34 protein-coding genes are annotated in these 26,534 nt (G+C 62.5%); 16 read left to right on the top strand and 18 right to left on the bottom strand.

Features of this window, described 5'->3' with window-relative positions:
• Positions 1–21: 21 nt before the first annotated feature.
• Positions 22–2,031: a heme-binding protein gene (locus tag BDK61_RS00280; protein ID WP_121301990.1), complete on the top strand. Its 2,010-nt coding sequence runs from the start codon at positions 22–24 to the stop codon at positions 2,029–2,031.
• A 30-nt stretch (positions 2,032–2,061) separates the two neighbouring features.
• Here BDK61_RS00280 and BDK61_RS00275 read toward each other — a convergent pair whose 3' ends face one another.
• Both BDK61_RS00275 and sufU read right to left on the bottom strand, forming a co-directional pair.
• A complete protein-coding gene (locus BDK61_RS00275; protein ID WP_121301989.1) occupies positions 2,062–2,820 on the bottom strand; it encodes a class I SAM-dependent methyltransferase in 759 nt (252 codons plus the stop codon).
• 56 nt (positions 2,821–2,876) lie between these two features.
• A complete protein-coding gene (gene sufU / locus BDK61_RS00270) occupies positions 2,877–3,305 on the bottom strand; it encodes a Fe-S cluster assembly sulfur transfer protein SufU (RefSeq protein ID WP_004964685.1) in 429 nt (142 codons plus the stop codon).
• A 162-nt stretch (positions 3,306–3,467) separates the two neighbouring features.
• Here sufU and BDK61_RS00265 point away from each other — a divergent pair, with 162 nt between their 5' ends.
• Positions 3,468–3,947, top strand: coding sequence for a protein-tyrosine phosphatase family protein (locus tag BDK61_RS00265; protein ID WP_049939084.1), 480 nt, complete (start codon positions 3,468–3,470; stop codon positions 3,945–3,947).
• A 16-nt stretch (positions 3,948–3,963) separates the two neighbouring features.
• Here BDK61_RS00265 and BDK61_RS00260 read toward each other — a convergent pair whose 3' ends face one another.
• From BDK61_RS00260 to BDK61_RS00240, 5 genes are all read right to left on the bottom strand, one after another.
• Entirely contained in the window at positions 3,964–4,503 is a 540-nt protein-coding gene (locus BDK61_RS00260; protein WP_121301988.1) for a cupin domain-containing protein, read from the bottom strand.
• 111 nt (positions 4,504–4,614) lie between these two features.
• Positions 4,615–5,862 (bottom strand): aminotransferase class V-fold PLP-dependent enzyme, encoded by a 1,248-nt coding sequence (locus tag BDK61_RS00255; protein WP_121301987.1) that lies wholly within the window; start codon positions 5,860–5,862, stop codon positions 4,615–4,617.
• A gap of 83 nt (positions 5,863–5,945) precedes the next feature.
• Positions 5,946–6,410: a hypothetical protein gene (locus BDK61_RS00250; RefSeq protein ID WP_004964673.1), complete on the bottom strand. Its 465-nt coding sequence runs from the start codon at positions 6,408–6,410 to the stop codon at positions 5,946–5,948.
• Positions 6,411–6,472: 62 nt separating this feature from the next.
• The gene (locus BDK61_RS00245) at positions 6,473–6,763 is read right to left on the bottom strand and encodes a DUF424 domain-containing protein (RefSeq protein WP_004594041.1); all 291 of its coding nucleotides are present in this window, start codon (positions 6,761–6,763) and stop codon (positions 6,473–6,475) included.
• Entirely contained in the window at positions 6,760–7,488 is a 729-nt protein-coding gene (locus BDK61_RS00240) for a tetratricopeptide repeat protein (RefSeq protein ID WP_004964669.1), read from the bottom strand. Before BDK61_RS00240 ends, BDK61_RS00245 begins: the two co-directional genes overlap by 4 nt.
• A gap of 206 nt (positions 7,489–7,694) precedes the next feature.
• On the opposite strand from BDK61_RS00240, the gene thpR reads away from it, so the two are divergent.
• Positions 7,695–8,258 (top strand): RNA 2',3'-cyclic phosphodiesterase, encoded by a 564-nt coding sequence (gene thpR / locus BDK61_RS00235; RefSeq protein WP_121301986.1) that lies wholly within the window; start codon positions 7,695–7,697, stop codon positions 8,256–8,258.
• 244 nt (positions 8,259–8,502) lie between these two features.
• Positions 8,503–9,315 carry a ZIP family metal transporter gene (locus tag BDK61_RS00230; RefSeq protein ID WP_121301985.1) on the top strand — a complete coding sequence of 271 codons (813 nt, stop codon included), beginning with the start codon at positions 8,503–8,505 and terminating at the stop codon, positions 9,313–9,315.
• Here the strand turns inward: BDK61_RS00230 and BDK61_RS00225 are convergent.
• Entirely contained in the window at positions 9,312–9,764 is a 453-nt protein-coding gene (locus BDK61_RS00225) for a hypothetical protein (RefSeq protein WP_121303869.1), read from the bottom strand. The two genes, BDK61_RS00230 and BDK61_RS00225, sit on opposite strands and share 4 nt — an antisense overlap.
• Positions 9,765–9,950: 186 nt before the next feature.
• Here BDK61_RS00225 and BDK61_RS00220 point away from each other — a divergent pair, with 186 nt between their 5' ends.
• Genes BDK61_RS00220 through BDK61_RS00210 form a run of 3 tightly spaced genes read left to right on the top strand, consistent with a single transcriptional unit; the run spans position 9,951 to position 11,049 of the window.
• A complete protein-coding gene (locus BDK61_RS00220; RefSeq protein WP_004518346.1) occupies positions 9,951–10,103 on the top strand; it encodes a 50S ribosomal protein L39e in 153 nt (50 codons plus the stop codon).
• Positions 10,103–10,381 (top strand): 50S ribosomal protein L31e, encoded by a 279-nt coding sequence (locus BDK61_RS00215; RefSeq protein ID WP_004964660.1) that lies wholly within the window; start codon positions 10,103–10,105, stop codon positions 10,379–10,381. Before BDK61_RS00220 ends, BDK61_RS00215 begins: the two co-directional genes overlap by 1 nt.
• A gap of 2 nt (positions 10,382–10,383) precedes the next feature.
• Positions 10,384–11,049: a translation initiation factor IF-6 gene (locus BDK61_RS00210; protein WP_121301984.1), complete on the top strand. Its 666-nt coding sequence runs from the start codon at positions 10,384–10,386 to the stop codon at positions 11,047–11,049.
• 20 nt (positions 11,050–11,069) lie between these two features.
• On the opposite strand, the gene BDK61_RS23175 is transcribed toward BDK61_RS00210, so the two are convergent.
• On the bottom strand, positions 11,070–11,234 hold the full coding sequence (locus tag BDK61_RS23175; protein ID WP_004964653.1) for a hypothetical protein: 165 nt from the start codon (positions 11,232–11,234) through the stop codon (positions 11,070–11,072).
• A 96-nt stretch (positions 11,235–11,330) separates the two neighbouring features.
• Here BDK61_RS23175 and BDK61_RS23170 point away from each other — a divergent pair, with 96 nt between their 5' ends.
• The 5 genes from BDK61_RS23170 to BDK61_RS00185 all read left to right on the top strand — a co-directional run bounded on the left by BDK61_RS23170 (position 11,331) and on the right by BDK61_RS00185 (position 14,968).
• Positions 11,331–11,468, top strand: coding sequence for a hypothetical protein (locus BDK61_RS23170; RefSeq protein ID WP_167467347.1), 138 nt, complete (start codon positions 11,331–11,333; stop codon positions 11,466–11,468).
• A gap of 149 nt (positions 11,469–11,617) precedes the next feature.
• Positions 11,618–11,791, top strand: coding sequence for a 50S ribosomal protein L18Ae (rpl18a, locus tag BDK61_RS00205; RefSeq protein WP_004964648.1), 174 nt, complete (start codon positions 11,618–11,620; stop codon positions 11,789–11,791).
• Positions 11,791–12,252, top strand: a complete 462-nt coding sequence (gene pfdA, locus BDK61_RS00200) for a prefoldin subunit alpha (protein ID WP_007189625.1) — start codon at positions 11,791–11,793, stop codon at positions 12,250–12,252. The genes rpl18a and pfdA overlap by 1 nt, the downstream gene beginning before the upstream one ends.
• A 6-nt stretch (positions 12,253–12,258) precedes the next feature.
• The gene (ftsY, locus tag BDK61_RS00195) at positions 12,259–13,548 is read left to right on the top strand and encodes a signal recognition particle-docking protein FtsY (RefSeq protein WP_121301983.1); all 1,290 of its coding nucleotides are present in this window, start codon (positions 12,259–12,261) and stop codon (positions 13,546–13,548) included.
• Between the two features lie 880 nt (positions 13,549–14,428).
• Positions 14,429–14,968, top strand: coding sequence for a cell wall anchor protein (locus BDK61_RS00185; protein WP_121301982.1), 540 nt, complete (start codon positions 14,429–14,431; stop codon positions 14,966–14,968).
• Between the two features lie 51 nt (positions 14,969–15,019).
• On the opposite strand, the gene BDK61_RS00180 is transcribed toward BDK61_RS00185, so the two are convergent.
• The 3 genes from BDK61_RS00180 to BDK61_RS00170 are packed head-to-tail and all read right to left on the bottom strand — an operon-like array spanning position 15,020 to position 17,057.
• Positions 15,020–15,670, bottom strand: a complete 651-nt coding sequence (locus tag BDK61_RS00180) for a bifunctional 4-hydroxy-2-oxoglutarate aldolase/2-dehydro-3-deoxy-phosphogluconate aldolase (RefSeq protein ID WP_004964639.1) — start codon at positions 15,668–15,670, stop codon at positions 15,020–15,022.
• A 55-nt stretch (positions 15,671–15,725) separates the two neighbouring features.
• On the bottom strand, positions 15,726–16,100 hold the full coding sequence (locus tag BDK61_RS00175; protein ID WP_121301981.1) for a cupin domain-containing protein: 375 nt from the start codon (positions 16,098–16,100) through the stop codon (positions 15,726–15,728).
• Positions 16,101–16,148: 48 nt separating this feature from the next.
• Complete coding sequence (locus tag BDK61_RS00170; RefSeq protein WP_004964633.1) at positions 16,149–17,057, bottom strand: AEC family transporter; 909 nt, start codon at positions 17,055–17,057, stop codon at positions 16,149–16,151.
• Between the two features lie 178 nt (positions 17,058–17,235).
• Here BDK61_RS00170 and BDK61_RS00165 point away from each other — a divergent pair, with 178 nt between their 5' ends.
• From BDK61_RS00165 to BDK61_RS00155, 3 genes are all read left to right on the top strand, one after another.
• Positions 17,236–17,748, top strand: coding sequence for a hypothetical protein (locus BDK61_RS00165; protein ID WP_121301980.1), 513 nt, complete (start codon positions 17,236–17,238; stop codon positions 17,746–17,748).
• Between the two features lie 108 nt (positions 17,749–17,856).
• A complete protein-coding gene (locus BDK61_RS00160; RefSeq protein ID WP_004964625.1) occupies positions 17,857–19,266 on the top strand; it encodes a signal recognition particle protein Srp54 in 1,410 nt (469 codons plus the stop codon).
• Positions 19,267–19,375: 109 nt separating this feature from the next.
• Positions 19,376–19,774, top strand: coding sequence for a universal stress protein (locus BDK61_RS00155; RefSeq protein WP_004964622.1), 399 nt, complete (start codon positions 19,376–19,378; stop codon positions 19,772–19,774).
• An 8-nt stretch (positions 19,775–19,782) separates the two neighbouring features.
• Here BDK61_RS00155 and BDK61_RS00150 read toward each other — a convergent pair whose 3' ends face one another.
• From BDK61_RS00150 to BDK61_RS00125, 6 genes are all read right to left on the bottom strand, one after another.
• On the bottom strand, positions 19,783–20,466 hold the full coding sequence (locus BDK61_RS00150) for a thioredoxin family protein (RefSeq protein ID WP_121301979.1): 684 nt from the start codon (positions 20,464–20,466) through the stop codon (positions 19,783–19,785).
• Positions 20,467–21,210 (bottom strand): ABC transporter ATP-binding protein, encoded by a 744-nt coding sequence (locus tag BDK61_RS00145; RefSeq protein ID WP_004964617.1) that lies wholly within the window; start codon positions 21,208–21,210, stop codon positions 20,467–20,469.
• Positions 21,207–21,965 carry an ABC transporter ATP-binding protein gene (locus BDK61_RS00140; protein WP_004964614.1) on the bottom strand — a complete coding sequence of 253 codons (759 nt, stop codon included), beginning with the start codon at positions 21,963–21,965 and terminating at the stop codon, positions 21,207–21,209. Before BDK61_RS00140 ends, BDK61_RS00145 begins: the two co-directional genes overlap by 4 nt.
• Positions 21,962–23,053 (bottom strand): branched-chain amino acid ABC transporter permease, encoded by a 1,092-nt coding sequence (locus tag BDK61_RS00135; protein ID WP_121301978.1) that lies wholly within the window; start codon positions 23,051–23,053, stop codon positions 21,962–21,964. The genes BDK61_RS00140 and BDK61_RS00135 overlap by 4 nt, the downstream gene beginning before the upstream one ends.
• Positions 23,050–23,988 (bottom strand): branched-chain amino acid ABC transporter permease, encoded by a 939-nt coding sequence (locus BDK61_RS00130; protein WP_007189237.1) that lies wholly within the window; start codon positions 23,986–23,988, stop codon positions 23,050–23,052. The genes BDK61_RS00135 and BDK61_RS00130 overlap by 4 nt, the downstream gene beginning before the upstream one ends.
• A gap of 132 nt (positions 23,989–24,120) precedes the next feature.
• Positions 24,121–25,512 (bottom strand): substrate-binding protein, encoded by a 1,392-nt coding sequence (locus BDK61_RS00125; RefSeq protein ID WP_079891000.1) that lies wholly within the window; start codon positions 25,510–25,512, stop codon positions 24,121–24,123.
• A 131-nt stretch (positions 25,513–25,643) separates the two neighbouring features.
• Between BDK61_RS00125 and BDK61_RS00120 the strand changes: the two genes are divergently transcribed.
• Positions 25,644–26,486, top strand: coding sequence for a hypothetical protein (locus BDK61_RS00120; RefSeq protein ID WP_121301977.1), 843 nt, complete (start codon positions 25,644–25,646; stop codon positions 26,484–26,486).
• Positions 26,487–26,534 lie beyond the last annotated feature (48 nt).

The raw sequence follows: 26,534 nt of genomic DNA, 5'->3' as shown, positions 1-26,534 counted from the left end.
GTCGACCTGCAATCGACACCTATGGACCAACGCAAGCCGCCAGCCACGGAGGAAGGCTGGTATGCGCTGCACGATTGCCGGAGTATCGACTGGGATGCTTGGCGCGAGGCTCCCCAGCGAGTCCGCGACCGTGCGCTCTCTGAGGGGATCGGCTTCCTCGACGCGTACGAAGCTGTCGAAGACGCCGACGAGGGCCAGACGGCGGTGTACACCGTCATGGGCCACAAGGCCGACATCATGATTCTCCACCTGCGGCCGACGATGGGCGACCTCGATGCGGCCGAGCGCCATTTCGAGCAGACAGAGTTCGCCGCCTTCACCGAACAGGAGTTCTCCTACGTCTCTGTGACGGAGGCGTCGGGCTACACCGAGAAGTCCCGCGAGTACTTCGAGGGCGAAGTGGACGACGACTCCGGGCTGGCCCAGTACATTCAGGCCCGGCTCCACCCCGACGTGCCGGACGAGGAGTTTGTCTGCTTCTACCCGATGAGCAAGCGCCGCCAGCCCGACCAGAACTGGTACGACACGTCCTTCGAGGAGCGGGCGGCCCACATCAAACGGCACGGCGATATCGGCCGTGGCTACGGGAGCGAGGTGAGCCAGATGATTGCCGGCTCCATCGGCTTCGACGACTGGGAGTGGGGCATCACGCTCTGGAGCGACGATATGCGCCACATCAAGGAACTACTGACCGAGATGCGCTTTGACCCTTCGACCTCGCAGTTTGCCGAGTTCGGCCCCTTCTATGTCGGCCGAAAGTTCGACCCGTCCGAGTTACCGGCTGTGCTGGCCGGCCAGCGGGTGCCCACCGACGACGAGTCGGTTCCGGAGACGCCGGCGGACGTTGCGGAACACGAGCACGCGCCGGCCGATGCCGGTGCGAGTCACAGCCACGCCGAAGAGCCAACGGCGAGCGGTGCACAGACAGGAGCACACGCCGGCGGAGACACCGACAGCCACGGCGGCACCCACCCCGGGAGCGCCAGCGAGGGCGACCATCCACATCCCGAGGAGTCGTCCGACGAGGACGACTCGGGGTCGTCGAGTAGCTCAGGCGGCCGGCCGGACGTTTCAGCTGACTTCGAGGAGATAGACGACGCCGCACAGCGACTCGGTCGGCTGGGGCTGCACGAGGGCGACGCGTACGACGCCGGTGACTACGCGCTGGTGTTCCACTCCTCGGCCGACGCGGAGGACATCGTCGACGACGTGTCCGACCTCGAGAGCAACTTCGACCACTACGACCGCCACGTCCAGACGGCCGTGCGCGCCGACAGTGGCCAGACGTACGTCGTCAGCATCTGGACGGCGAAAGACGCCGCCGAGACGGCAGCCGGATTCCTGAAGGATATCGACGGTGTCGACGAACAGCTCGGCGGCTCCCTCGGCGAGGGTGTCGAGGGCAGCGAGACTGCGGATGACAGCGACGCTCAGGCCGCTGAATCGTCCCAGTCCATCCGCGAGACGCTCGAATCGGCGGGCGTCTACGCCGGGCAACCGCACGGCGAGGACGTGTACGCACTGGTCGTGTACTCCGAGGCTGACGCGGAAACGCTTGACGAAGAAGTCACAGACCTCCGGAGCGCGTTCGAGCGCTACGACACGCACGTCCAGACCACGGTGTACGGCGACACCGACGGCGATGTCGCGGCCGTCGCGTCGCTGTGGGACACCGAGGACGCCGCCCAGACCGCCAGCGACTATCTCACTGACCTCCCCGGCGTCGTCGGCCGTCACGGCGAGGGCGACGGGTTCGGGACGATGGGGATGTTCTATACGGTCAAGCCAGAATACCACGAGGACTTCGTCGAGAAGTTCGACACTGTCGGTGGTCTGCTCAAAGAGATGGACGGCCACCGCGAGACCTCGCTGCTGTTCAACCACGACGACGAGAACGACATGTTCATCGCGAGCCAGTGGGACTCACAGGAGGATGCGATGGCCTTCTTCCGCTCCGACGACTTCTCGGAGACGGTTGACTGGGGCCGGGACGTGCTGGCCGACCGACCGCGGCACGTGTTCCTGGCCTGACGAACGGCCACCAGCCAGCCTATTTCTCCGCTATCGACCAGCGATGAGCCGTAGCCGTCGGTAGTCTGCGACCCAGGTGTCACCGTCGAAAAGCGTCGGGCGGAGCCGGTCCTCGACAGCCGACAGCACTGCCGCTTGCTCGCTGTCGTCGACACCGGCGAAGAATTCGTCGCCGAACATCTCAATCCAGTTCCGGAGCCCCTCTTCACCACCGTCGAGCGGCGTCGGTCGGTCGAATAGCCGTGAGAACTGCAGTTCGAGCCCATGCGCTTCGACTCGCGGCGCGTACTCGCCGATACTCGGGAAGTACCACGGATGACTGGCGTCGTAGCCCCGCACATCCAGTTCGGCGATGAGTGCGTCGGTTATGGCCGCCACGTTGCCCTGCCCGCCGAACTCCGCGACGAACCGCCCGCTCTCGGTCAGCGCGTCGGCAACCGTCGACAGGACCGCGTGGTGGTCTTCACCGGGAATCCAGTGTAGCGCTGCGTTCGAAAATACCGCGTCGAACGGCCTGTCGGCGGTGTAGGACCGCACGTCCGCCTGCTCGAACGTGAGGGTCGGATAAGCGTCTCTGGCCTGTGCGACCATCTCCGCCGACGCGTCGATGCCGACCACCTCGGCACCGGTGTCTGCGATTTCTGCCGTCAGGTGGCCGGTGCCACAGCCAACATCCAGTACCTGCTCGCCGGGGTGAGGGTCCAGCAGGTCGACAACCGACTGACCGTGTTCGTGGACGAACCCGTGGCGGTCGTCGTAGTCGTCGGGGTCCCAGTCGTTGCCTGGCATGGCCTGTGCTATCCCGAGATGGAGTCAAAAGAATACCGACGGTGGTTCCGCCCGCGTTAGTCGTCGTCTTCGGTCACCGTTCGGTCGATGTCTTTCTCACCGAAGAAAATGTCTGCCCCGTCTTGGGCCACCTTCTCGGCAAGAACGGCACACTTGACGCGCATCGGCGAGATGTCAACGCCGAGCATCTCTGTGATATCGTCGCGGTCCATCGCTTTCAGGTCTTCGACCGCCATCCCAGCTAGCTCCTGTGAGAGCATCGACGCGGAGGCCTGTGAGATGGCACAGCCGTCGCCTTGGAAGGCGACCTGCTCGATGGTTTCCTCGTCTTCGTCGAGGACGACATCCATCCGTATTTCATCGCCGCACATCGGGTTCTCACCGATGTGGGTAAACGTTGGGTCCTCGATCTCCCCGTAGTTCCGGGGGTTCTTGTAGTGATCGAGGATCTGCTGCCGGTACATATCCGAGCCACCGATACCCATAATTGAACTATGATACGGCTGTCAGTCGGAAAAACGTTCCGAGGTATCGATTCGCATGTCCGATGTCCTGTGATAGGAGCCGCGTTGACGGCCTGTGAGAACCGACAGGCTCCCTTCTGCCAGTAGGTAGTATTTACTAATCTAGCTCCGTTCTGTGAGCCCGTGGGAGAGAACACTGCTCCGTCTCCGACTGACCATGCCGTTCGCCCCGTGGGGTTCGTCAGCGATGAGCCGGTAATTCGCCAGATCGGCGACCGGACGCTGTATCTCGGCAACAAACACGCGGCACGCGGGGTGCACGACCAGTCCTTCGAACACGTGCTTTCGGCGACGAGTGAGTCTTATCCGCTCACGACCGCCCACCACCCGCTTATCGATGGCTCGGGCAACGAATGGGCGGCGTTCGAAGCGGCCGTCGATACTGCCCGGCGCTTCGTCCGAGCGGACGGCCCGGCGCTGATTCACTGCAAAGCCGGCGTCTCCCGGAGTGCGACGCTGATCGCGACAGCTATCGCTGCCGAAGAGACCCGGCCGCTTTCTGACGCACTTGCGGCCGTCCGGGCAGCCCGACCGATTGCGACTCCGAACCCGGCGCTGTATAAGCTAGCCGTCATTTATCTCGCTGCAGATGAGTCCCACTGATCGATGCCCAGTGGATCTACTCCGTGACGGCGTTCTCGTCCTTCTTGACGACCTCGTCACGGATCCGGTCGACCCACAGTGCAATCGGCCAGTCGTCTGTCTGGTACGGTGCAGCCCCGTCGAGCAATTCGAGGCGTCCGACAGAGTCCGGCGGCATTGTGACCAGTCCCTCGTGACCGGTTTCACCCACTGCCTCGATCTTGTGTCGGGCCCCACCGGGTAGATAGACGAACTCGCGTGGTTCAGCCCGGAGCACCTGCTCGCTTCCGTCTTCGCGTTTCAGCGTGTATCTGGCGGCACCATCGAGACACAGACACACCTCGTCGAAACTGGGCGCGTGCGTGTGCCAGTCGATGACCGCGCCAGGGTCCATCTCGAAGTACAGCAGCTTGAATTCGTTCGTGGTACACACCGGGTATGTCCGGATAGCATCCCCGCCCTGCTCGAAGTGGCTGGCGTCGTCGAGCGACACCTTGTACATTTTCTGCTCGGGGAGGTGCGTGTAATCGAGTGATTCCGGCGTCAGTGACGACTCCATCTCATCGGTATCAGTCATCGTCCTGTCAAAAATTATCGGCGGAGTGTCATATAGCTGCCGTGCACACCGGCACTATATTACAACTGAAAATACCACCAGTTACATCCCATATAGGGACTGAGCGCCCGATTACGCGAACAACTGCCGGGCGTCGTCGATAGCCGACACGAGCTTGTCCACTTCCTCACGCGTGTTGTAGATGTAGAACGAGGCTCGCGCAGAGGCGGGGACGCCCATCTTGTCGTGGAGCGGCTGCGTGCAGTGGTCGCCAGCGCGGATGGCGACGGCGGAGTCGTTGAGGATCGAGGAGAGGTCGTGGGCGTGGACCGAATCGAGGTTGAACGAGACGAGGCCACCGCGCTCTGTTCCCACAGACGGACCGTACGTTTCCACGTCACCCTCTTCACGGAGCTGTTCCAGTGTGTACTGGGCGAGTTGTTCCTCGTGGCGCTGGATCCGTTCCATGCCGATGTCGTCGAGGTAGTCACAGGCCTCTGCCAGCGCGATGCCCTGCGCGATGACTGGGGTGCCGGCCTCGAACTTCCACGGAAGGTCGTTCCACGAGGCATCCTCGAAGGTGACTTTCTTGATCATCTCGCCGCCGTAGAGGTACGGCTCCATCTCCTCAAGAATGTGTTTCTTGCCGTAGAGGACGCCGATGCCGGTCGGACCGGCCATCTTGTGCCCGGAAAAGGCCAGGAAGTCGGCGTCGATGGCTTCCACGTCGACTGGGCGGTTCGGGACCGACTGTGCGCCGTCGACGAAGATGTACGAATCGTGGTCGTGGGCGATGTCCGCCAGTTCCGAGACGGGATTGACCGTGCCGAGCGTGTTCGAGACGTGGACGACACTGACCATCGCGGTGTCGTCGGTGATGATCTCGCGGGCGTGGTCCATGTCGAGCGTCCCGTCCTCGTCGACGCGGATATAGCGGCAGGTCGCACCGGTCTTCTTGGCGATTTGCTGCCAGGTGACCAGCGAGGCGTGGTGTTCCATCTCCGTGAGGACGACCTCGTCTTCGGGCCCGAGTTCGTTCAGGCCCCAGGCATATGCGACGAGGTTCTCGCTCTCAGTGGTGTTCTTGGTAAACACGATCTCCTCGCGCTCGCCAGAGGCACCGATGAACTCGGCGACGCGGTCGTGGGCGTCCTCGTAGGCGACGCTAGCCTCCTGACTGAGTTGGTGGAGGCCGCGGTGGACGTTGGCGTTGGTCGTCCGGTAGTAGTCGGCGATGGTCTCGACGACCGGTTCGGGCGTCTGCGTGGTGGCCGCGTTGTCGAGATACACCACTTGCTCGCCGCCGAACTCGCGCTGGAGGATGGGGAAGTCCTCGCGGATACGCTCCACGTCAAGTACTTCAGATTCAGCGTGTCCCATTAGTTCTGTTGAGGGGCTCAACAGGCAACATTCCTTCGGTTCACCTAGAACTCTTCCCGGCCGGTAGCGGCCGTTTCTTTGCCCTATCCGGAGTCAGAGTCGGACTCAGACACGGATTTGGCGGCCATCGCGTGCTGTTCCCGATAGGTCTCAAGCAGGTAGTTGTCCCAGACGAGATCGCCGAGGATGTGGGCGTACAGCACGACGGCAGTAAACAGCGCTAGCGGCTCGGAGACGAGCCAGATACCGAACACGACCACGCCGCCGATGAGGTGATGGCTGAGGAGTCGCTGGAGCGGCCAGAGGTCCTGCGGGCCGAAGATTTCATTTTGGTCGAACATCACGATCTTCGGGTTCCGGAGACAGCGGCGGAGTGCGGCCCAGTCGCCGGTTTCTACTCGGGCAACGGCGAAATGATCGAAGTCGATGGCGACGCCGACAACCACTGCGTAGCCGACAGCGGCCCACCAGGGGAGCGGGATCGGCAAAACGACAACGCCGGCAGCCCCGACGGCTGCAGAGACGATAGCGTGGTCCCGAGAATACATACGCTCCTCTCGGTAGGCGTGCGCAAAGACTGTCGGGGTCGGGCTGCCAGTCGCGACCGAAGTTACATCCAGAGCAGTTGTGCGTGGCGCGTCTCGCCCAGATCGAGGACGTTCTCTTCGTCGACGAAGCCGTGCTCGACGGCAACGTTGACAGCGTCGTCACCGACAATGTTGGCGACCGAACAGCGGGCGAGACTATCGACGATTTCGTCTTCGGTAGCCGTTTCGCCGCCGTAGAACTCCTCGTTGACGGTGAGCGATACGGGGCCGTTTTCGAACGTTTCGCCCATGATGTCGGGGTCACAGACGGAGACGAGCAACCCCTCGTCGGTGTCGCGTTCGTTGAGTATCATTCAAGCAACTGCTGTTCGGCCTCCTCGCGCATCTCGTCGACCTCCTCGGCCAGTTCCTCGGCGCGGTCGAACTCGCCGACCTCTTCGAGGGCGCGGGCCTTTTCTTCGAGCACGTCGGCGTTGCGGAAGCCGAGGCGGACCGCGTTGTCGAACGCGTCGATAGCTTCGTCGGCCAGCCCGCGTTCGAGCAGGAAGAAGCCGCGGTTGTACCAGCCCTCGCCGAACCGGGGGTCGATTTCGACGGCGCGCTCGGCGTGTTCGAGCGCCTGTTCGGAGCGGCCAGATTTCCACAGCGCGTACGCGAGGTTCGTCTCGGCCGTAGCGGCGTGGTCGGACTCCTCGTCGAAGTTGAGGGCTTCCTTGTACGCGCCGATGGCGGCGTCCCACTCTTCAAGTTCCGCGTGGGCCGCGCCCTTGTTCGTCCAGGCTTCCTGCTTGAGTCGGTCGTCGTCCGTGTACTGGGCGACCCGTTCGAAGGTTTCGGCGGCCTGTTCGTGGCGGTTGATGTGCATATACTCCAGACCGACATCGAGCAGTTGCCCGGGGTCAACGGCGTCAGAGGAGATGTTCCGCTGGTCCAGTAGGTCAGTGACAACACGGGAGTCGACGGGGTCGACCTTGTCCGGGTCCACCTCGAACTCTGGCGGTTCGAGATCGAACCCCTCGTAAGGGTCGTCGAATCCCTGCCCTTCGGAGAAGGCGTGATCGTCGTCGTTGTCTGTCATACCTCCTGATTGACGGCCAATCCGGTTAAGGGCTACGTCCACGACTCGTCAGGATTCAGGCGGCAAGCGTCCGGATTCCCGGCCATTCGGGACTCGCTGATTCCGGATGCGCTCATCGTCTTCACAGGGACATCCTTGCGGTCGTTTTCGGGGCCCTGACCGCGGTATCCATTGCTTTCTTGCGGACCGGTCCGCAATCCTCGCATATGTCAAAGCGCCTGTTCGTCAGCGTTGACCTCGACGGGCTGGGCGACGCTGTGGCGGCCGTTCAGGACCGGTTCGACGGCGTGTCGGGCCTTCGACTGACCGACCCCGGGCAGGCCCACGTCACGCTGAAGTTCCTCGGCGACACCGCGCCGGACCGGGTTGCTGATGTTGTCGCCGCCCTCGAAGCCGCGGTCGAAGACAGCGGTGTCGAGCCGTTCGAAGCCGAGATCGGCGGTCTCGGCGTCTTTCCGTCGCTGTCCTACATCAGCGTCGTCTGGGTCGGCGTTCGCGACGGTCAGGGCGGCCCAGAACTGACTGCGCTGCACGAAGCTATCGAAGACAGGACCGTCGCGATGGGGTTCGACTCGGAGGATCACGAGTTCACGCCGCATGCAACCATCGCCAGAATGGACCACGCTGGGGGCAAAGAGACAGTACAGAACATCGTCGAGAACGACGACCCTGACGTGGGATGCCTGCAGGTCACGGAAATCCGACTGAAAGAGAGTGAGCTTGGGCCTGGCGGCCCGACGTACCGGACCGTCGAGTCGGTGTCGCTGTGAGCGTGTGCCTCACAGCTCCCGGTTCGAGTGCGATGTGGACGGTGCCCACGGATAGATAATATCACAGCTCTGTCAACAACTGGGCCGCGGCGTCGACCGTGTCGTATCATTGTCGGTATCCACGTTGAATCGGTCAATTAGGCACCTGAGTCGCTATCCACGGCGTACTGGCTGCCCGTTTAGGTCAGCCAAAACAAATCAGGTTAGTGACAATTTTTATCGGTCCGAGCGGCGTAGGGCCGATATGGTCGCCGTCGAGAACGTTGTCTTCGTGTTCGTCGCGGGGTTGCTTACGGCGCTCGCCACCGGCCTCGGTGCGATCCCGTTTTTCCTGGTGGATGAGTTCTCCGACCGCTGGAACGTCCTGCTGTGGGGGCTGGCGTCGGGGATCATGGTCGCCGCCTCGCTGTTCGGCCTCGTGCGAGAAGGGCTCGCCTACGGATCGCCGGTGCTGCTGGTCCCCGGTGTTCTGGCCGGGGTTGGGCTTGTCGCTGTAGCACACGAACTGCTAGACGATTTCGACCAGTCCCCCAAGCAGTTCGAACAGGCGGATTTCACCAAGCTGCTGCTGATTCTGGGCATTTTGACTGTCCATAGCTTTCCGGAGGGCGTGGCTGTCGGCGTCTCCTTCGCGGAACTCGGGCTGGAGGCGGCTACGCCCGAATCCGCCGTTGGCATCGTCAGCGTCTCCGTCCCGCTGTTGGCGGTGTTTATGACGGTCGCCATTTCTATCCACAATATTCCGGAAGGGACTGCCATCGCCATCCCGCTTCGCTCGCTCGGTGTCAGTGAGTGGAAGATGGTCTGGTGGGCGGTGTTCTCCTCACTCCCACAGCCGGTCGGGGCCGTTATCGCGTATTACTTCGTCACGCTGGCGAAGGCGTTCCTCCCGTTCGGCTTCGGCTTCGCCGCCGGGGCGATGGTGTACCTCGTACTCACAGAGTTCGTCCCCGAGGCGCTGGAGTACGGGGACGGCTTGCCGGGTGGGGGCAAACGCGAGCTACTCACTGGCATCGCTGTCGGTGTGTTGGCGATGGTGCCGCTGGCGTTCGTCTAGAAGGGGAGCTTGTTCCGGATGACCGTGAGATCGACGAAGGCCTTCAGCGGGTCGTCGTAGTCATCAACGCGGGTTTCCATCCGGTAGTTCGAATGGTCGACAGCGAAGAAGTACGGTCCGGGTTCGTCCAGTGACTCCCGCGCGCCGCCGTCGTCTGTTGATGCCTCATAGATATCTGACCCCTCGGGTTGGACCGCTGTCTGGCTAAACTCGGGGTTCCCCGGCGGTGTCTGGTTGGGCTCCCGACCCTTGATATATGTGTCGTACTCCTCAAACTGCTCGCGGTCGGTGAAAAAGTACACGTTGAACGGGATATCAGCCTTGACAATATACTGTAGCTCACCGCCCGGGTCGGACACGTCCGGGATTTCCTCCTTTATCCACGCCTCATGTGGATTGATTCTGACATCCTGTTGCACGCTGACGACGACCTCCCCGCCACCACCCAAGCAACCAGAGCCGACGGCTGTTGCACCGACACCCATTGTCTGGAGGAATTTTCGGCGCTCCATCCTTTGATAATCAGGGCTATGGGTTACTTAGTTCTACGTCCGCAGTTATAGCCGCTGATAACGGGCCATGACCGGCTCGAAAAGGAAGGAATTTAAACCACGGCACGGAACAAGCACCATACCATGGGTAAGAAATCGAAGGCTACGAAGAAGCGACTGGCCAAACTCGACAACCAGAACAGTCGAGTCCCGGCCTGGGTCATGCTCAAGACGGACCGCGAGGTCCAGCGCAACCACAAACGACGCCACTGGCGGCGCAACGACACTGACGAATAATGAGCGCCAGTGACTTCGAGGAGCGTGTCGTCACCATCCCGCTCCGAGACGCGCGAGCTGAACCGAACCACAAGCGCGCAGACAAGGCGATGATCCTCATCCGCGAGCACCTCGCCAAACACTTCTCTGTCGACGAGGACGCCGTCCGCCTCGACCCCTCGATCAACGAGGCGGCCTGGGCCCGCGGTCGCGCCAACACGCCGAGCAAGATCCGTGTTCGCGCCGCCCGCTTCGAGGAAGAGGGCGAAGCCATCGTCGAAGCAGAGACCGCAGAGTAACGTTGCTCCGCGCGGCTTTCTCCGGGTCGTCGTACGTGGGTGTGTTCGCCCGTGCGACCGACGACTGCGTGCTGGTTCGCCCAGACTTAGACGAATCGCTACTCGACGACCTGAGCGACGAACTCGACGTTCCGGCTGTGCCGACCACCGTCGGCCGGTCCGGGACCGTCGGCGCGCTCGCGACCGGCAACGAGAACGGGCTCGTCGTCTCCGAACGCGTCCGCGAGTCCGAAATTGAGCGGATTCAGGACGTCGTCGACGTGCCTGTGACACGACTGCCCGGCCGGATCAACGCCGCCGGCAACGTCGTCTGCTGTAACGACTACGGCGCGTACGTCCACCCCGACCTCTCCAGGGACGCCGTGCAGGCAGTCAAAGACGGGCTTGACGTCCCGGTCGAACGCGGCGTCATCGCCGGTGTCACGACCGTCGGGACCGCCGCTGTCGCCACCAACAAGGGCGTTCTCTGCCACCCGAAGGCCACGGACGGCGAACTTGACGCACTTGAGGACATCCTTGACGTGCCGGCCGACATCGGGACTATCAACTACGGTGGCCCGCTCGTCGGTTCCGGGCTGCTCGCCAACGACCACGGCTACATCTGCGGTTCGGACACCTCCGGACCGGAACTGGGCCGTATCGACCAGGCGCTCGGCTACATCGACTGACGCGACTTCTATTTTACCGCTCAGGACGGATGCTGGTGGCTGAGTTTTTCTGCCACCACGCCCGGAACAGGGACGCCGCAGTCACCACACGTCCATGACCGGTCGGTCCCGCCCCGCTCCAGCGTCAGGTCCTGCTTGAACCGCAGCGTCGCACCGCACTCACACTGGTAGGTCGTTTCGCTCATATCTCGACATACGTGGTGTCCCGGCAAATTCGCCGGGGTCAGTGACCATGACAGGTCGTGTCAAAGAGTAATATAGTATGCTCACGAACACTACATATGGTCCAGCGAACACCGCCCACGGAAGACCAGAACAGCCTCATCTGCCGGAAGTGTGACTACTCGACAGGTGTACTCCGCCCGTCCTGTCCGGAGTGTGGCGGCGATATGGTGTATGCGCCAGAACCCAGCGAATAGGTTCTGAAACATCTGGTTCTGGATAGTCCGGCCCCTGTCGGTCTGGGCCGGACAGCGGTGAGTATGCCTCAGATATGTCGCGGACAGTTGCGTTACTCGAAAAAGGCGGAAGGGGAAGATACTTCCCTACCCTGCCCGCATCTGCGTGTATGAGCACGTACACTGTTCGCGGTAGTTTCCCGGCCCGAGACGGCCCACAACAGTTCGAGAAGGAGGTTGAGGCGCCAAACGAAAACGTCGCTGAAGAGCGCGTTTACAGCGACTTCGGCTCCCAGCACAACCTCAAGCGCACGCAGATCACGATCGAGGAGGTGGCAGCATGATGGGCGGTGGCGGCGGTGGCGGCGGTGGCGGTCAGATGCAGCAGGTCGCACAGGAGATCGAGCAGATGGAGCAGGAAGTCGAGGCTATCGACGAGGAAATCGAGCGCCTCCGCGAGAAGCAGACTGACATCGACGAGGCCATCGAGGCCATCGAGACGCTCGACTCAGGGTCCACGGTGCAGGTCCCGCTCGGCGGCGACGCCTACATCCGCGCAACGATCGAGGACATCGACGAGGTCGTCGTCTCCCTCGGTGGCGGCTACTCCGCAGAGCGCGAGCAGGACGGCGCTGTCAGCACGCTGGAAACCAAGAAGGAGACGCTGGACGACCACATCAGCGACCTGCAGGACGAGAAGGCCGAAGTCGAGACCGAGATGGAGGAACTCGAACAGCAGGCCCAGCAGATGCAACAGCAGCAGATGCAGCAGATGATGCAACAGCAAGAGCAGGAAGACGAGTAAGGCCGCATGTTCGACGGACTGAAGGACAAACTCAGCGGGTTCACGAGTGACGTCGAGGAGGACGTCGACGACGACGCACTCGAAGCGGAGGACGAACCGGACGCCGACGAGGCGGATGGGGAAGCGCCCCCCGATCAGGCGACTGAATCCGATCCCGTGGCGGACGCGCAGGCGTCCGAAGGCGACACGGCGGAACCAACAGCCGAAACCGACCAGCCACAGGCTGATTCTGAACCGCCAGCCGCAGATTCCGAGGCGACAGCTGAGTCAGCCACAGCGTCGGCCACGGCAGTCGAAAACGCGGATGCGGTCCCCGACGAAGAGTCACACCCGGATGACGCCGCGGAGACCGAAGAGGACGCGGCGACCGAAGCCGAGTCGGAGTCTGACGAAGACGACGATGACGGCGGCCGCGGCCTCGCCGCGAAGGCGAAGCTTATGGCGACCGGGAAGACGGTCATCGAGGAGGAAGACCTGCAGAGCCACCTCGACGACCTCGAACTGGCGCTGCTGTCGAGCGACGTGGAGATGAGCGTCGCCAACGAGATTCTCGACGGCGTCAAGGAGAACCTCACGGGCCAGACCCGCCGTCGGCTCTCCAGCACCGGGAACCTCGTTCGAGACGCGCTCCGGGAGTCGCTGTACGATGTCATCAACGTCGGCCAGTTCGACTTCGACGAACGTGTCCAGCAGGCAGACAAGCCTGTCACCATCGTGTTCACCGGCGTCAACGGCGTCGGGAAGACGACCTCGATTGCGAAACTCGCCCAGTACTTCGAGGACCGTGAACTCTCGACGGTGCTCGCCAACGGCGACACCTACCGCGCTGGCGCAAACGAGCAACTGGAGAAACACGCCGAGAACCTCGATAAGAAGATCATCACTCACGAGCAGGGGTCGGACCCGACGGCGGTCGTCTACGACGCCGTCGAGTACGCCAAGGCCAACGACATCGACGTGGTGCTGGGTGATACGGCCGGCCGACTCCACACTTCCGACGACCTGATGGCCCAACTGGAGAAGATCGACCGCAACATCGACCCGGACATGACGCTGTTCGTGGACGAGGCGGTCGCAGGTCAGGACGCCGTCAACCGGGCGCGCGAGTTCAACGATGCGGCCGAAATCGATGGGGCGATTCTGACGAAAGCCGACGCTGATCCGCAGGGTGGCGCGGCTATCTCTGTCGCGCACGTCACCGGGAAGCCGATCCTCTTCCTGGGGACCGGGCAGGACTACGACGACCTCGACCCGTTCGATCCCGAGGAAATCGTCGACAGTCTCATCGGCGAGTAGGCCTCAGACTTCGCGGTTATTGTTGCTGCAATATCTGGGCTATGAGCAGCTATTGTCGACCCTGATTGTGGAGAACTTGGAGCGGCCGCGCGCTCTCGCCGGGAATGCACTGCGTACGATGCAGCAAATATCACCACATCAACGGAGGTGTGGTCGTTTTCGCCGACAGGAGCGCGTTGAAGTCGACCGCTGCTCATCATTAACTCACGCAGTATTGGAGCGTGACACTATGCATACAATCGAACGACGCGACGGGTCTGGCGATGTCGTGAATGGGGAAGACAGCGATGCCTGACGGACGCAACTGTCGGCAAGTCGCGCCGGCTGATGTCGCACCTGAACTCATTGAGCCGTTCCCGGGTGACTGTCGTCCCCCTGTTGACGAGCCACGGCTCGTAACTGACGGGGGTGAGCCGATGCCCGGTGTGCCAGGCGACGGTGACGACACCTGCGGCTGCGGGAGGTCCCGCAGGTATGGGGACTGCTGCAGGTACTGACCCGTTATGTTCACGGGTTATCGTGTCGCTAAACGGCGACCAACCGGGTTTTGACCGCGGAACGGGTGTCTCACTCACAGTGTAGGGCAGGGTAGCACGACCTGAGGACGCAGATACTATGCACTCGATAATCGCTCGGAAACAGTGTGCATAATTATACCCCGAGTATCGAACCACACCGTAGCACGTCGAAGATCGGGTGATCGAAGCGTATAACGGCCCGTGAACCGGTCGAAATACCGGAGTCGGGCTAATCAGGGTCTGAAACAGATTGTTTTGCCAACCGGCACACCTTCGGGTGTGGCTAATTCGTTCTGTCGCTGCTCCGTCAGACGCTTAGCAGGTCATTCATAAACTGCCCGGGTTCTCTCCGGGCAAACGCTATGGGACGACCCACATCTCGACGGAATGTTATCAAAATCGCAGGCGGCGCACTTGTGGCGCTTGCTGGCTGTAGTGACACTGGCGGTAGTACGGAGTCCGACGGCGGCGGTGCCGAAGCGCCGGGTACATCTACGGCAGCAGGGCCTGACGCGATGACGGAAGCCGGTACAGAGTCCGAGACAGACACTGCGGACCAGACCGAGGAAGAAACCGGACTGGATACCGAGACGGAACTGGGCGAGAACGAAACCGATGCTCTCGGAAACGAGACCGAGATGTCGGATACTGAAACAGATCTGCCCGGCAATGAGACCGGAGTACCGGGGAACGAAACTGAAATGCCTGGCAACGGGACCGAGGCTCCAGGCAACCAAACAGGCGTGCCCGGTAACGAAACGGAAATATCAGAGAACGAAACTGGGACGGCCGGAAACGAGACTGCGGTTCCGGGCAACGAAACTGACCTGCCCGGCAATGAGACTGGAACGGCTGGGAACGAGACAGGCAACGAGACGACCGAGAACGACACCGGAACGTAAGCCGCTGCCGCCGTGCCGGGCCTCGTTCTGCTCGGCCGGGTGAGATTGTTGCTACTCTCGGGCGGCCTCTACGGCGTCGACGAACGCCGCGGCCTGTTCGCGGACGCCGTCCATGTCGTCGTTTTCGATGGCCTCGTAATTGACCAGCGCCGAGCCTGCGCCAACGGCGACCGCGCCGGCATCGAAGAACTCGTCGACGTTATCGGTCGAGACACCACCGGTCGGCATAATCGGCACGTCACCGAGTGGGCCCTGCAGCGCGCCGATGTGGGCCGGGCCGACCGTTTTCGCTGGGAACATCTTCAGGATATCCGCGCCCGCTTCCATCGCGTCGGCGGCCTCCGTCGGCGTCATGACGCCCGGGATAGCGAGGACGCCCTCGCGGTTGCACACGTCGATGACGTCCTCGTTGAGGTTTGGCGCGAGGACGAACTCCGCGCCGGCTTCGATGACGTTGCGGGCGGCGGCGGCGTCCATGACCGTGCCGGCCCCGATGATGGCGTCGGTGTCGTCGAGTGCCTTGTCGACGGCGGCGATCATGTCCGAGCAGCGCTTCGCATCCGCCGTCAGCTCCAGTGCTGTGACGCCGCCCTCGTGGACGGCTGTCGCCACGTCGACCATCTTTTCCTCGGGAATCCCGCGCAGGACTGCCGTGACACCACTGTCGACCAGTTCCTGTTGTACCGCCTGTTTGCTCGTCATGGGCGCAACTGTGACGGGGTGGCTGAAAAGCGTGTCTGAACCGCCGGACCGCTCGTTACGCGTCAGGGTCGTACGGGCGCGCGATGTCGGTCGGCGGTGCGCCGACGCCAAGCACAGTAACTGATTCGTCGGCATCGGCGGGGTTGTGCGCGCGGTGCGGGCTGTCCGGTTCGGCGACAAACACCTCGTCGGCCGAGACGACGTACTCCCCGTCGGGCGTTTCGACGTGGAGCGTGCCTTCGAGCACGTAGAACAGTTCCTCGCGCGTCTCGTGGTAGTGGTAGGTCCGCGAGAGGTCTTCGCCGGGTGCCATCTCGTAGGTAGCCGCGTGGAGTGCGTGGAGTTCGGCGGCGTCGGAGATGCCGCGCCGGTCACAGGGGTAGTCCGCAGTTTCCGACAGCGACTCGGGGTCGATCTGGTGATAGCCCATATCGTCGGTGGGGGCGTCGGCGGGCAAAAGCGTGACCACGCTGGGGCATCAGGTGAACAGCCAGACGAGGAGCGAAAGCGTTCCGATGGAGACCACTGTTGATGTGAAGACATTCAGCGAAGCGAACGCCGCGTCGCCGCCGAGTTCCGTCGTATAGACGTACGTCGACACTGCCGTTGGGGTGCCGAGCATCACGACCGCTGCGCCCAGCGCCGTCGTGTCCATCGACAGCGAGGAGTACACCAGCCACGCCAGCGCCGGCATCCACAGCACCTTCAGCCCGACGACGCTGACGGTCTTCTGCAGGTCCGACACCGGGAGGTCCGTGTCGAGCGTCGCACCGATGCACAGCAGGGCGACTGGCAGCGCCAGTTCGGCCGGCGGGCCGAGCGCACTGATGAGTGCCTCCGGAACGGATAGCGACAGGACCGAGGCTGTGATGCCCGCCGCCAGCGCGATGAGTACCGGGTTCGTCACGAGTTTCCTGCACTCGCTCAGCAGCGAGGCGTCGCTCCCGTTGATGCGGACCAGCAGGAATACCGTCACCGGGACGTGGGTCACCGCACCGATCCCGAGGATGACGCTGGCGACGGCCGTCGCTTCGCTGCCCATCGTTGCCGCCACGAGTGGCAGACCGAGAAACCCCATGTTGCTGTGATACGACTGGACGACGGAGACGCTGCGGCGGTCGGCGGACTCCAGCCGACGGTGGACGAGCCAGCCCAGTGTTATCGTCAGCGCGATGATAACCCAGAACCCCCCCAGCAACGCCGGCGAAATGATTTCCTGTAATGGGCGGTCATAGGTGGACCGGAATATGAGTGCCGGCAGCGCGACGGTAAAGACGAGTGTGGTGAGGATATCCGTCCGTCGCTCGGTCAACAGCCCGAAATGGCCGGCGGCGACGCCGCCCGAAAGAAACGCGATCATGAATCCGAGCTGTCCGAGAACGGCCATGTTGTTCCCCAACCGGTTCGTCTTTTTGACCCTTTCGTCACGGGCAGAAACAGTATCAGCGGAGAAGCTGGAGAGAGTTCACAGAGAATTGGAACTGATTCTGAAGGATTTTTGAAAAATCTTCTCAATATTCCTCTCCCTGGTGAACTGTGGAGGCGGAGACAGCCTCCAGAGCACCATGACTGGAAGCGAACAATCGACACGGCGACAGGTTCTCCGGACAACAGCAGCCCTCGGCGTCGCAGGTGTTGGGCTGTCTGTGACTGGAGCAACTGCAGCGAACCCAGGAAAGGGAGATGAGCGCGGTGCGGGGAAAGAGTTTGGTCGTGTCTATGCGAACGACGTACTCTGGCGGACAAACGTTGTGAACGTCCTTGACGAGCGTCCCAACCCGGAAGACAAAATCTACTTCCTGCATGATGGAAGCAGACCGATCGTGGCTAACGAGAAGGTGAGCGCCGACCAACGCTCACCGTTCGTCTCCGAGTCAGCACCCGGTGACCGGGACTGGAACGGTGGGCAATGGACGCACTTCTCGGCAGAGGTGACTGACATTGCGGCGTTCAATGACGACGCACCGCTGGCAACCGATAGCGATATCCTAGACAAAGACTACATCAGCGTCACTCTCGGCCGCCCTGGTTTCGGCCCACCCGACTTCTTTGTCTGCCCACTGAACGGTCGCGCATAGCGACATCCCTACAACCACTTTTCTGATTGCTGTCGGCTCACGGCTCCAGGGGAGTCGGGCGCATGACAACAAGCCTTTACCCGCACCGTCGCGTATCTCGCGCCAACAATGGTACTCGACGATCTTGGGAGTTCACTCCGGGGGACGCTTGACGACCTCCGGGGGAAATCCCGGCTCTCTGAAGAAGACATTGAGGACATCGTCAAGGAGATTCAGCGGTCGCTGTTGCAGGCCGACGTGGATGTCGGGCTCGTACAGGACCTCTCCAACAGTATCGAAACACGCGCGCTGGATGAGGAACCGCCGGCGGGGACGACCCCGCGGGACTGGGTCCTGCGAATCGTCTACGAAGAACTGGTCGACCTCGTCGGCGAGTCGACCGAACTCCCGCTGGAAGAGCAGACGATTATGCTCGCCGGCCTGTACGGGTCGGGGAAGACGACGACGGCCGCGAAGATGGCGTGGTGGTTCTCGACGAAAGGGCTCCGGCCGGCCATTATCCAGACTGACACGGACCGGCCCGGCGCATACGACCAGTCCAAGGAGATGGCCGAGCGCGCTGAGGTGGACTTCTACGGCGACCCCGACGAGGACGACCCGGTGAAGATCGCCCGTGACGGGCTGGAAGCGACGGAAAACGCGGACGTTCGCATCGTGGACACGGCGGGCCGTGACGGCCTGAACGAGGAACTTATCGAACAGATCGAGCGCATCGAGCAGGAGGTCCAGCCCGACCGGGACCTGCTCGTACTGGACGCGGCGATGGGCCAGAGCGCCAAGAGCCAGGCCGCCGACTTCGAGGCGGCCATCGGCATCGACGGCGTCGTCATCACGAAACTCGATGGGACGGCGAAAGGTGGGGGCGCGCTCGCAGCGGTCAACGAGACCGACTCCACCATCGCTTTCCTCGGCTCCGGGGAGACGGTCAAGGACATCGAGCGGTTCGAGCCCTCCGGGTTCATCTCCCGACTGCTCGGGATGGGCGACCTCAAGCAGCTCACCGAGCGCGTCGAGCGCGCGATGGAGGAAACTCAGGAAGGCGACGAGGAGGACTGGGACCCCGAGGACATGCTGGAGGGGCAGTTCACCCTCAAGGACATGCGCAAGCAGATGCAGACGATGAACAACATGGGGCCGCTGGACCAGGTGATGGACATGATCCCCGGTCTGGGCGGCGGGCTGATGGACCAGCTCCCTGACGACGCGATGGACGTGACCCAGGAGCGGATGCAGGACTTCGATGTCATCATGGACTCGATGACGGAGGAGGAACTGGAGAACCCCCGTGTCGTCGGCCAGTCCCGGACCAAGCGCATCTGCCGTGGGTCCGGCAAGCCCGAGGAGCGGGTGCGTGAACTCCTCCAGCAACACAAGCAGATGGAGCAGATGCTCAAGCAGTTCCAGGGTATGGGCGACGGCGACATGGAGCGGATGATGAAACAGATGCAGCAGGGCGGTGGCGGCGGTGGCGGCATGGGCGGTATGGGTGGCGGCGGTATGGGGCCGTTCGGCGACTGACGCCGCTGCGTCGATTCGCGGAACGCGATGCGCGACGTTATTTTTGATGATCTATGTTCGAAATCCGGGCCAGAACTAAGGGTTGGCCCGTTCTACAGATGAAGCGAGCATGTACGAAATTGTCGCTGGGATAGACAAAAGTGAGGCTCGTGGGACCGCCATCGCTGAATCGATAACCGAGATTCCGATGGACGCCAGCCAGGTCCGTGTCACGCTGTTACACGACTTCGAGGAGAACCCTGAAGGCGCGTCCGTCGACCAGGTGGCCTCCGTGCGCCGGGCACGGGAAGTCCTCGAGGATGCTGGCGTCGAGGTGGCTCTGGAAGAGTCAAGCGGCGAACCGGCCGACGCGATCCTCCGGTTGGCCGACGAGCAGGACGTCGACATGATTGTCGTCGCCGGACGCAAGCGGACGCCGACAGGCAAGGTGCTGTTCGGCAGTGTCACACAGAGCGTGATTCTGGGCACGGACCGATCCGTGCTGGTCTGCAGCGGCGAAGAGGAGTAACGCCGCAGTCAGACGCCGTACACTTCTTCGACTCGCTCAACGAGCGGCGACGGGTCTGTCCGGCCAGTGATCCGTTCGACAGGCTCGCCGTCCTCGAACAGCACGACAGCGGGGGCCGCGTTGACCCCGACCGACTGACAGAACTCCGGGGAGCGCTCGCCGGCGATGCCGCCGACCGGGACGCCGTCCGGGAATGCGGCCAAAACGTCGTCTAACTCCGCTTTCATTGCTTCGCAGGGGTCACAGAACAGCTTCCACACAGTCACGACACACCGGTCGTGGGCGTCGACGAACGCCTCGTAGCTGTCGTCGTCGAGGTGTTTGACTCCCTCGGGGACCGGTGTTTCCGGCCCCAGTTCGGTCGCCATCTGTGCCATCGTCGTCAGTTCCACGGTGGTGTAGGAGTCGTCGACGTTCGACCGCAGGGTCAGGAACGTGGCAAACTCCTCGCGTGACACGTCGAGTTCGTCGACCCGCTGGGCCGCTTCAGTGGCCGAATCGAGGCCGAACACGTCGGCGACGGACTCGTGGAACTCCGCGTCGCCCATCGTCACGTAGGTGTCGTAGTACACCTCGCGGTCGGCCTCGAACGCTTCTGTCGTGCTGACCTCGTCTGTTTCCTCGTCGATGACGACGACACCTTCAGATTGCAGTGCGTCGAGCAGCGATTCGGGGGATTGTGTGTCCGACATTCAGACACCTAGGTACTTATCGCGGGTCTCTTGGTCGTTTTGCAGTTCCTCAGCGGGCCCTTCGAAGACCACCTGCCCACGGTCAAGCACGTAACATCGGTCGGCGATTTTCATTGCTGCGACGGCGTTCTGTTCGACCAGCAGTATCGTCGTCCCGTCCTCGCTGATACGTTCGATGGCGTTTTCGACAGACTCGATGATCTGTGGTGCCAGCCCCTCGTATGGCTCGTCGAGCATCAACAGGTCGGTGCTCTGGTGGAGCGCGCGAGCGATGGCGAGCATCTGCTGTTCGCCTCCGGAGAGCGTGCCGGCCTTCTGGGAGCGCCGTTCGTCGAGTCTCGGGAAGTACTCGTAGATCTCCGCCGCCGACATCCCTTCGTCGCGGAAATCGAGCTTCCGCCGCCAGGTGTTGGATTTGTTGCGGACGGTGTCCGCGAGGTGGAGGTTCTCGGCGACGGTCAGGTCAGTGAACACGCGCCGTTCCTCCGGGACCAGCGAGATACCGCGGACGGCGATGTCCTCCGGCGGAGCGTTGGTGATGTCCGTTCCGTCGAACTGGATCGCACCGCTCCGAACGTCAGGCGGCGTCGCCCCGGAGATACACCGGAGCGTCGAGGTCTTTCCCGCGCCGTTACGGCCCAGAAGGGCCGTGATTTCGCCGTCGTCGACGCTCATCGACACATCCTGGATGATGTGGCTCTCGCCGTAGTAGCCGTTGATGTTGTCCACGTCGAGTAGCGTCATTCCTCGACACCTCCCAGATACGCTTCCTGTACTGCAGGGTCGTTCTGTACCTCCGTCGGCGTCCCCTCCGCGATGACCGACCCACGGTTGAGGACGACGATGCGGTCGGAGATGTCGAAGACGATCTCCATGTCGTGCTCGACCAGCAGGAACGTCAGATCGAGTTCATCCTTGACGCGTTTGATGAGGTCGACGGTCGATTTCGTCTCGTCGGGCGACATTCCCGCCGTTGGCTCGTCCATCAGCAGCATATCCGGCTCAGCGGCCAGCGCGATGCCGAGTTCGAGCCGGCGCTTGTTCCCGTAGTCGAGGCTGTCGGCTTGATCCTCCCGCTCGTCGTACAGACCGACTGATTCGAGGACCTCGTTCGCCAGTTCATCGACCGCCGGGTAGCTGTTCTGATTCCGGAAGAAATTGAACCGGAACGAGCCGTGCTCGGCCGCCAGCGCCGCGATGGTTGCGTTCTCCTTGACGGTTAGTTCGGGGAAGATAGAGGCTGTCTGGAAGGACTTGCTCATCCCTCGCTGGACGACCTCGTGCGGGTCCATTCCGATGATGGAATCTCCCTGGAACGCGATCTCGCCGTAGCTCGGTTCGAGCCGTCTGGTGACGAGGTTGATGAACGTCGATTTCCCCGCACCGTTGGGGCCGATGAGGCTCACGCCCTCGCCCTGTTCTATCTCCAGATCTACCTCATCAACGGCCGTGAGGCCGCCGAACTGCTTGGTGAGCTGTTCCGTTTTGAGGACCGTCATTCGTCCTCACCTCCGACGACCATGTCACGAACGTAGTCGATACCGCCCCAGATCCCGTTGGGGAAGAGGATGACAGCGACGACGAACACAACGCCGAGGATGAGGTGCCAGAACGGGCCGAGTGTCTCGAACCCGCTGACGATGTTCTCGATGTACAGGTACAGCCCGGCACCGAACAGCGGCCCGAACAGCGAGCCGACGCCGCCGAGCACAGTCATGATGACGATACGACCGGATTCGGTCCAGTACAGCGACTGCAGGGGCACGTAGTTCCCCTCGATGGTGAACAGGCTCCCGGCGATGCCAGCGAAGGCCGCCGAGATGATAAACGCCATTAGCTTGTACCGCCAGACGTCCAGCCCGACGAACTCTGCCCGCCGCTCGTTCTCGCGAATCGCGCGGAACACGGTCCCGTACGGCGAATGGAGGATGCGGTTCGCCATCGCGACCGACAGCACCGTCATGACGGCCACGAACACGTACAGCATGTTGTCAACCAGCATCGACAGCGGGAACGGCACCCCGCCGTGGATGTCGATGACGCCCAGCAGGCTGCCGATGTCCACGGAGGTGAAGCCGTTCTCACCGTTCGTCAGGAAGGCCAGCGGCGAGGCCGCCAGGTAGAACGACATCTGGCCGAACGTCAGCGTCAGGATGGCGAAGTAAATCCCACCGCGGCGCAGCGACAGGAAGCCGACAATCCACGCCAGCAACACGGCAAACGCCGTGCCGGCGAGCAACACCAGTAGCGGCGAGCTGCTGACGCTCGCGCTGAAGATGCCGGCGGCGTAGGCCGCGCCGCCGAAGAAGACGGCGTGACCGAACGACAGCAGACCGGTGTACCCCAGCAGGATGTCGAACCCGACGGCGAAGATGCCGTAGATGAGCATCAGCGTCGCTAGCTGCGTGTAGCCGTCGAGGAAGTTGTTGAACAGGAACGGGAAGACGGCAACGCCCACGATGGTCAACAAGACCGTCGATATCTCTCGGTCGCGGAAGTCAGCCCATCGGTCCGCGAGGCCACCGGTGACCTCTGCATCCGTGTCGGCCGCCGCCGTGGCAGTCGCGTCGCGCGGTTCGTCACTCATGAGACATCCACCTCCGAGCCCAGCAGCCCCTGCGGACGCACCAGCAGGACCAGTGCTGCGAGCGCGTAGATACCGACCTGGCTCCAGGCGGCGTAGCCGGTCTGGATGAGGAGCACCTGCAGCGTGCCCAGCATCAGCCCAGCGACCACGGCCCCCTCTATTTTCCCGACGCCGCCGATGACGACCGTCAGGAACGCCGGAACTAACTGTTCAGTCCCGATGTTGGGGTTGACGTTAGCGAGCGGGCCGCCGACGACGCCAGCCACGCCGGCGAGTGCGGCACCAATGCCGAAGACGACGAGGTACGGTCGGCTCAGTTTGATCCCAAGCAGGCGGACCATCTCGCCGTCGAGGGTACCGGCCTGAACGATGAGGCCGAAGTCAGTGTACTCAACGAGTGCGTACACGCCAAGGACAAGCACTGCCGTAATCGCGATGACGCCGAGTCGCCAGCGCGGGAAGTTTCCCACCACGGGCAGCGCGATGGGACCGGATGCCCACGAGGGCTGTGGGAACGGCTGGCTGCTCCCGCCAAGCAGCGCCCGAAGCAGTTCCTGGACGATTATCGCGAGCCCGAATGTCACGAGAATCTGGTCAGTGTCGGGTCGGTCGTAAAACGCCTGTGCGATGAACCGCTCCATCAGTAGTCCGATAATGAACACGACAATCGGCACGATGACCAGTGCGGCGACGAATCCCAGTCCGATACCGTATGACTGGATTCCCCATTCCGCTAACTGACCGTTGTTCAACGGAACCTGTCCAGTTATGAACAGCCCCAGATACGCGCCAACGAGGTACAGCGCCCCGTGGGCGAAGTTGACGAATTTCAGCGTCCCGAGGATAATCGACAGTCCAACCGCGAGCAGGACGTAAATCGCACCCTGTTGTAACCCATTCAGCAAGATGGTGAGGATATCCGCGAGTAGCGTCACGTCGGATTCCCCCCACTGCACTCTGCTCGTACTATCTGCGTATTCCTAATCATGCTAGTTTTTGTGTATCAAGTAAGGCAACCTCATGCACTATAAATCATGAGGGGAACGGTCCCCTGTCCGGATTATGACCTATTCGTCGCCGTACTCGCCGAGTTCGCACTCCGCGGCCGGCCCGGAATCGCACGCGTATCCGACATCGTCTCGGGACGTGATCTCGACGATGTCGATGAAGTTCCCGTCAGACTGTTCGCTCGCTGGCAGCCCCTGAGCAACCGGAATGTCCCGCTGGGCCTGGTGGTCGCAGGCACGCATCGTCTCCTGGCCCATGCCGATGTTGCTGTACTCGTAGTCCTCCAGCTGGCGGATGACCTCCGGCGGGTAGAACGTGCCTGCCCGCTCGGCGGCGGCCGCGTACTGGAGCGTCTGCGAGTAGGCGAGCTGGGCCGGCCCGGACGGGACGCGGTCGTACTCGTCCTGGAATGCCTGCGTGAACGCGTTCGACGCCTCGTTGTCGATCTGGGAGTCCCAAGCGATCGTCCCGTAAATGCCTTCGATGGAGCCACCGGCAGCCTGTGCCATCGGGCGGTTGTACAGCGGGACGACCAGTTCCATGTCCTCGTCGATACCGGCATCGACGGCCTGCGAGACGGAGTTCGCGCCGTCCAGCCCGTAGTGGTTCAGGACGAGCACGTCCGCGCCGCTGTTTGCGGCCTCCGAGAGATACGAGGAGAAGTCGCTGGTTCCGAGCGGCGTCGGGACGCTATCGACTTCTTCCCAGCCGATTTCTGAGAGGAACTGGTTCATCGAGTCCTGCTGGGTCTGGCCCCAAGAGTAGTCGGCGTACAGTTGGTAGAAGGAGTTGTCTGAGCCGTACTCGCTTTCAAGCACCGGTGCGAGCGCCTGGCCGGTCATGTACGCGTTGAACATCTCCCGGAACCCGTACCGGGCGCAGTCTTTCCCAGTCGTGTCGTTCGAGTGGGTCAGACAGGCCATGAACATGACGTTCTCCGTCTGACAGAGGCCCTGCACGGCGATGGCCACTGCACTTGAAGAGCCGCCTGAGATCATCACCACGTCGTCTCGGTTAATCATCCGCGAAGCGGCCTGCCGGGCGGTGTCGGCGTCGGTTGCGGTGTCCCCGTTTACTGAGTCGACCGTGTACCCGAGGACGCCGTCGCCGCTGAGAGCCTCGAAGCTGTCCACCCAGCCACCCCCGTTATTGAGGTGTTTCTGGGCGAGTTCGTACGCCCGGAGTTCGTCCTGTCCCTCAGAGGAGTAGGGACCGGACTGTGGAACGTTGAATCCGAACGTGACCGTGTCGCCCTCGACCGGGAAGTTCCCGAGCGACGGGTAGTCGTCGCCGCCGTCGCCACCACCATCGCCACCATCGCCGCCGTCGCCACCACCATCGCCACCGTCGCCACCGGAACAACCGGCCAGTCCCGTCAGCCCTGCCACACCTGCGACGCCCGTACTCTTCAGCAACTGTCGTCGGTTGACCGAACTGCCATTAGTTGGCATGTTCCATACGGTGTCTGTATCTATCATAATAGTTTCGGTAGGTTAATCAACGATTTCACGTCTGTAGACCGACACATCCCGGATAAATGGCGATCCGTAGCGTTATTCCGATCTGAATGGTTTGTTATAGCATGGCGAGGACTATGGGATGGCGGCTACTCGTCCTCATCGTCGTCGTTACCGCCGGCTGTGGCGGGTTCGGGTTCAGCGACGGCGACGACCCGGTGACACCTGCTCCGGTGCCGACCAGTTCTGCGACCACCTACCCGACTGGCGTCGGCCCAACGGGCGTCACCAGCCCATCCCTCCTCGGCTCCGCACACGGGGACCGCCTCAACGGAAGCGGGTACACGGTGACGATGAACCGGACCGTCAGATATGCAAACGGGTCATTGCGGTCCCACCTTCGAGTCCACGTCGCGCTGGACGCGAACCGGACACACCTCGCTAACATATCTGTCCGTGGCCACGCGGCCCCGGTGCTCCTTGGTCGACCGCCGGCGACTGCGTCGTTCTGGTCCGATGGCGATAGGTATCTCCGCCGACTCGCGCGCGACAATCAAACGATCTACAACGAGTACGACCCGCCGGATAGCTACGCCGGAACGTGGCGGTACTGGGTTCATACCGCCGCGCTGAACGGCCGTCCTGCCGCCGACGTGACCCGGACCGTTGCCCCGTTCCACACTCGGACCCGACAGTCCCAGCAGCCAGATGGGACTGTCTATGTCATCAGGGGCGACCGGCTGCGGGAAAACACGACATCGACAGCGTGGACGAGCCGGGAGAACGCAACACTTGTCGCCCACGTCACTCGGTCAGGGCTCGTCCGCGACTACCGGACCGAGTCCACGACGGTCACGGACGGCGGCGACCCGGTCACTGTCACCAGAACTGTTCGGTTTACAGGGGTTGGGAACACGACGGTCGGGCCGCCACCGTGGCGCGACAGGGCCCAGTCGACTCCCGGCTGAGGGGTCGCCAGCGCTATCAGGGGGCTTTTTTTCGCTCGCCGTCCTTCG

Source organism: Haloarcula quadrata (genome assembly GCF_003634715.1).
GTDB classification, from domain to species: Archaea; Halobacteriota; Halobacteria; order Halobacteriales; family Haloarculaceae; genus Haloarcula; species Haloarcula marismortui.
This window is presented reverse-complemented; position numbering and strand designations above follow the sequence as displayed.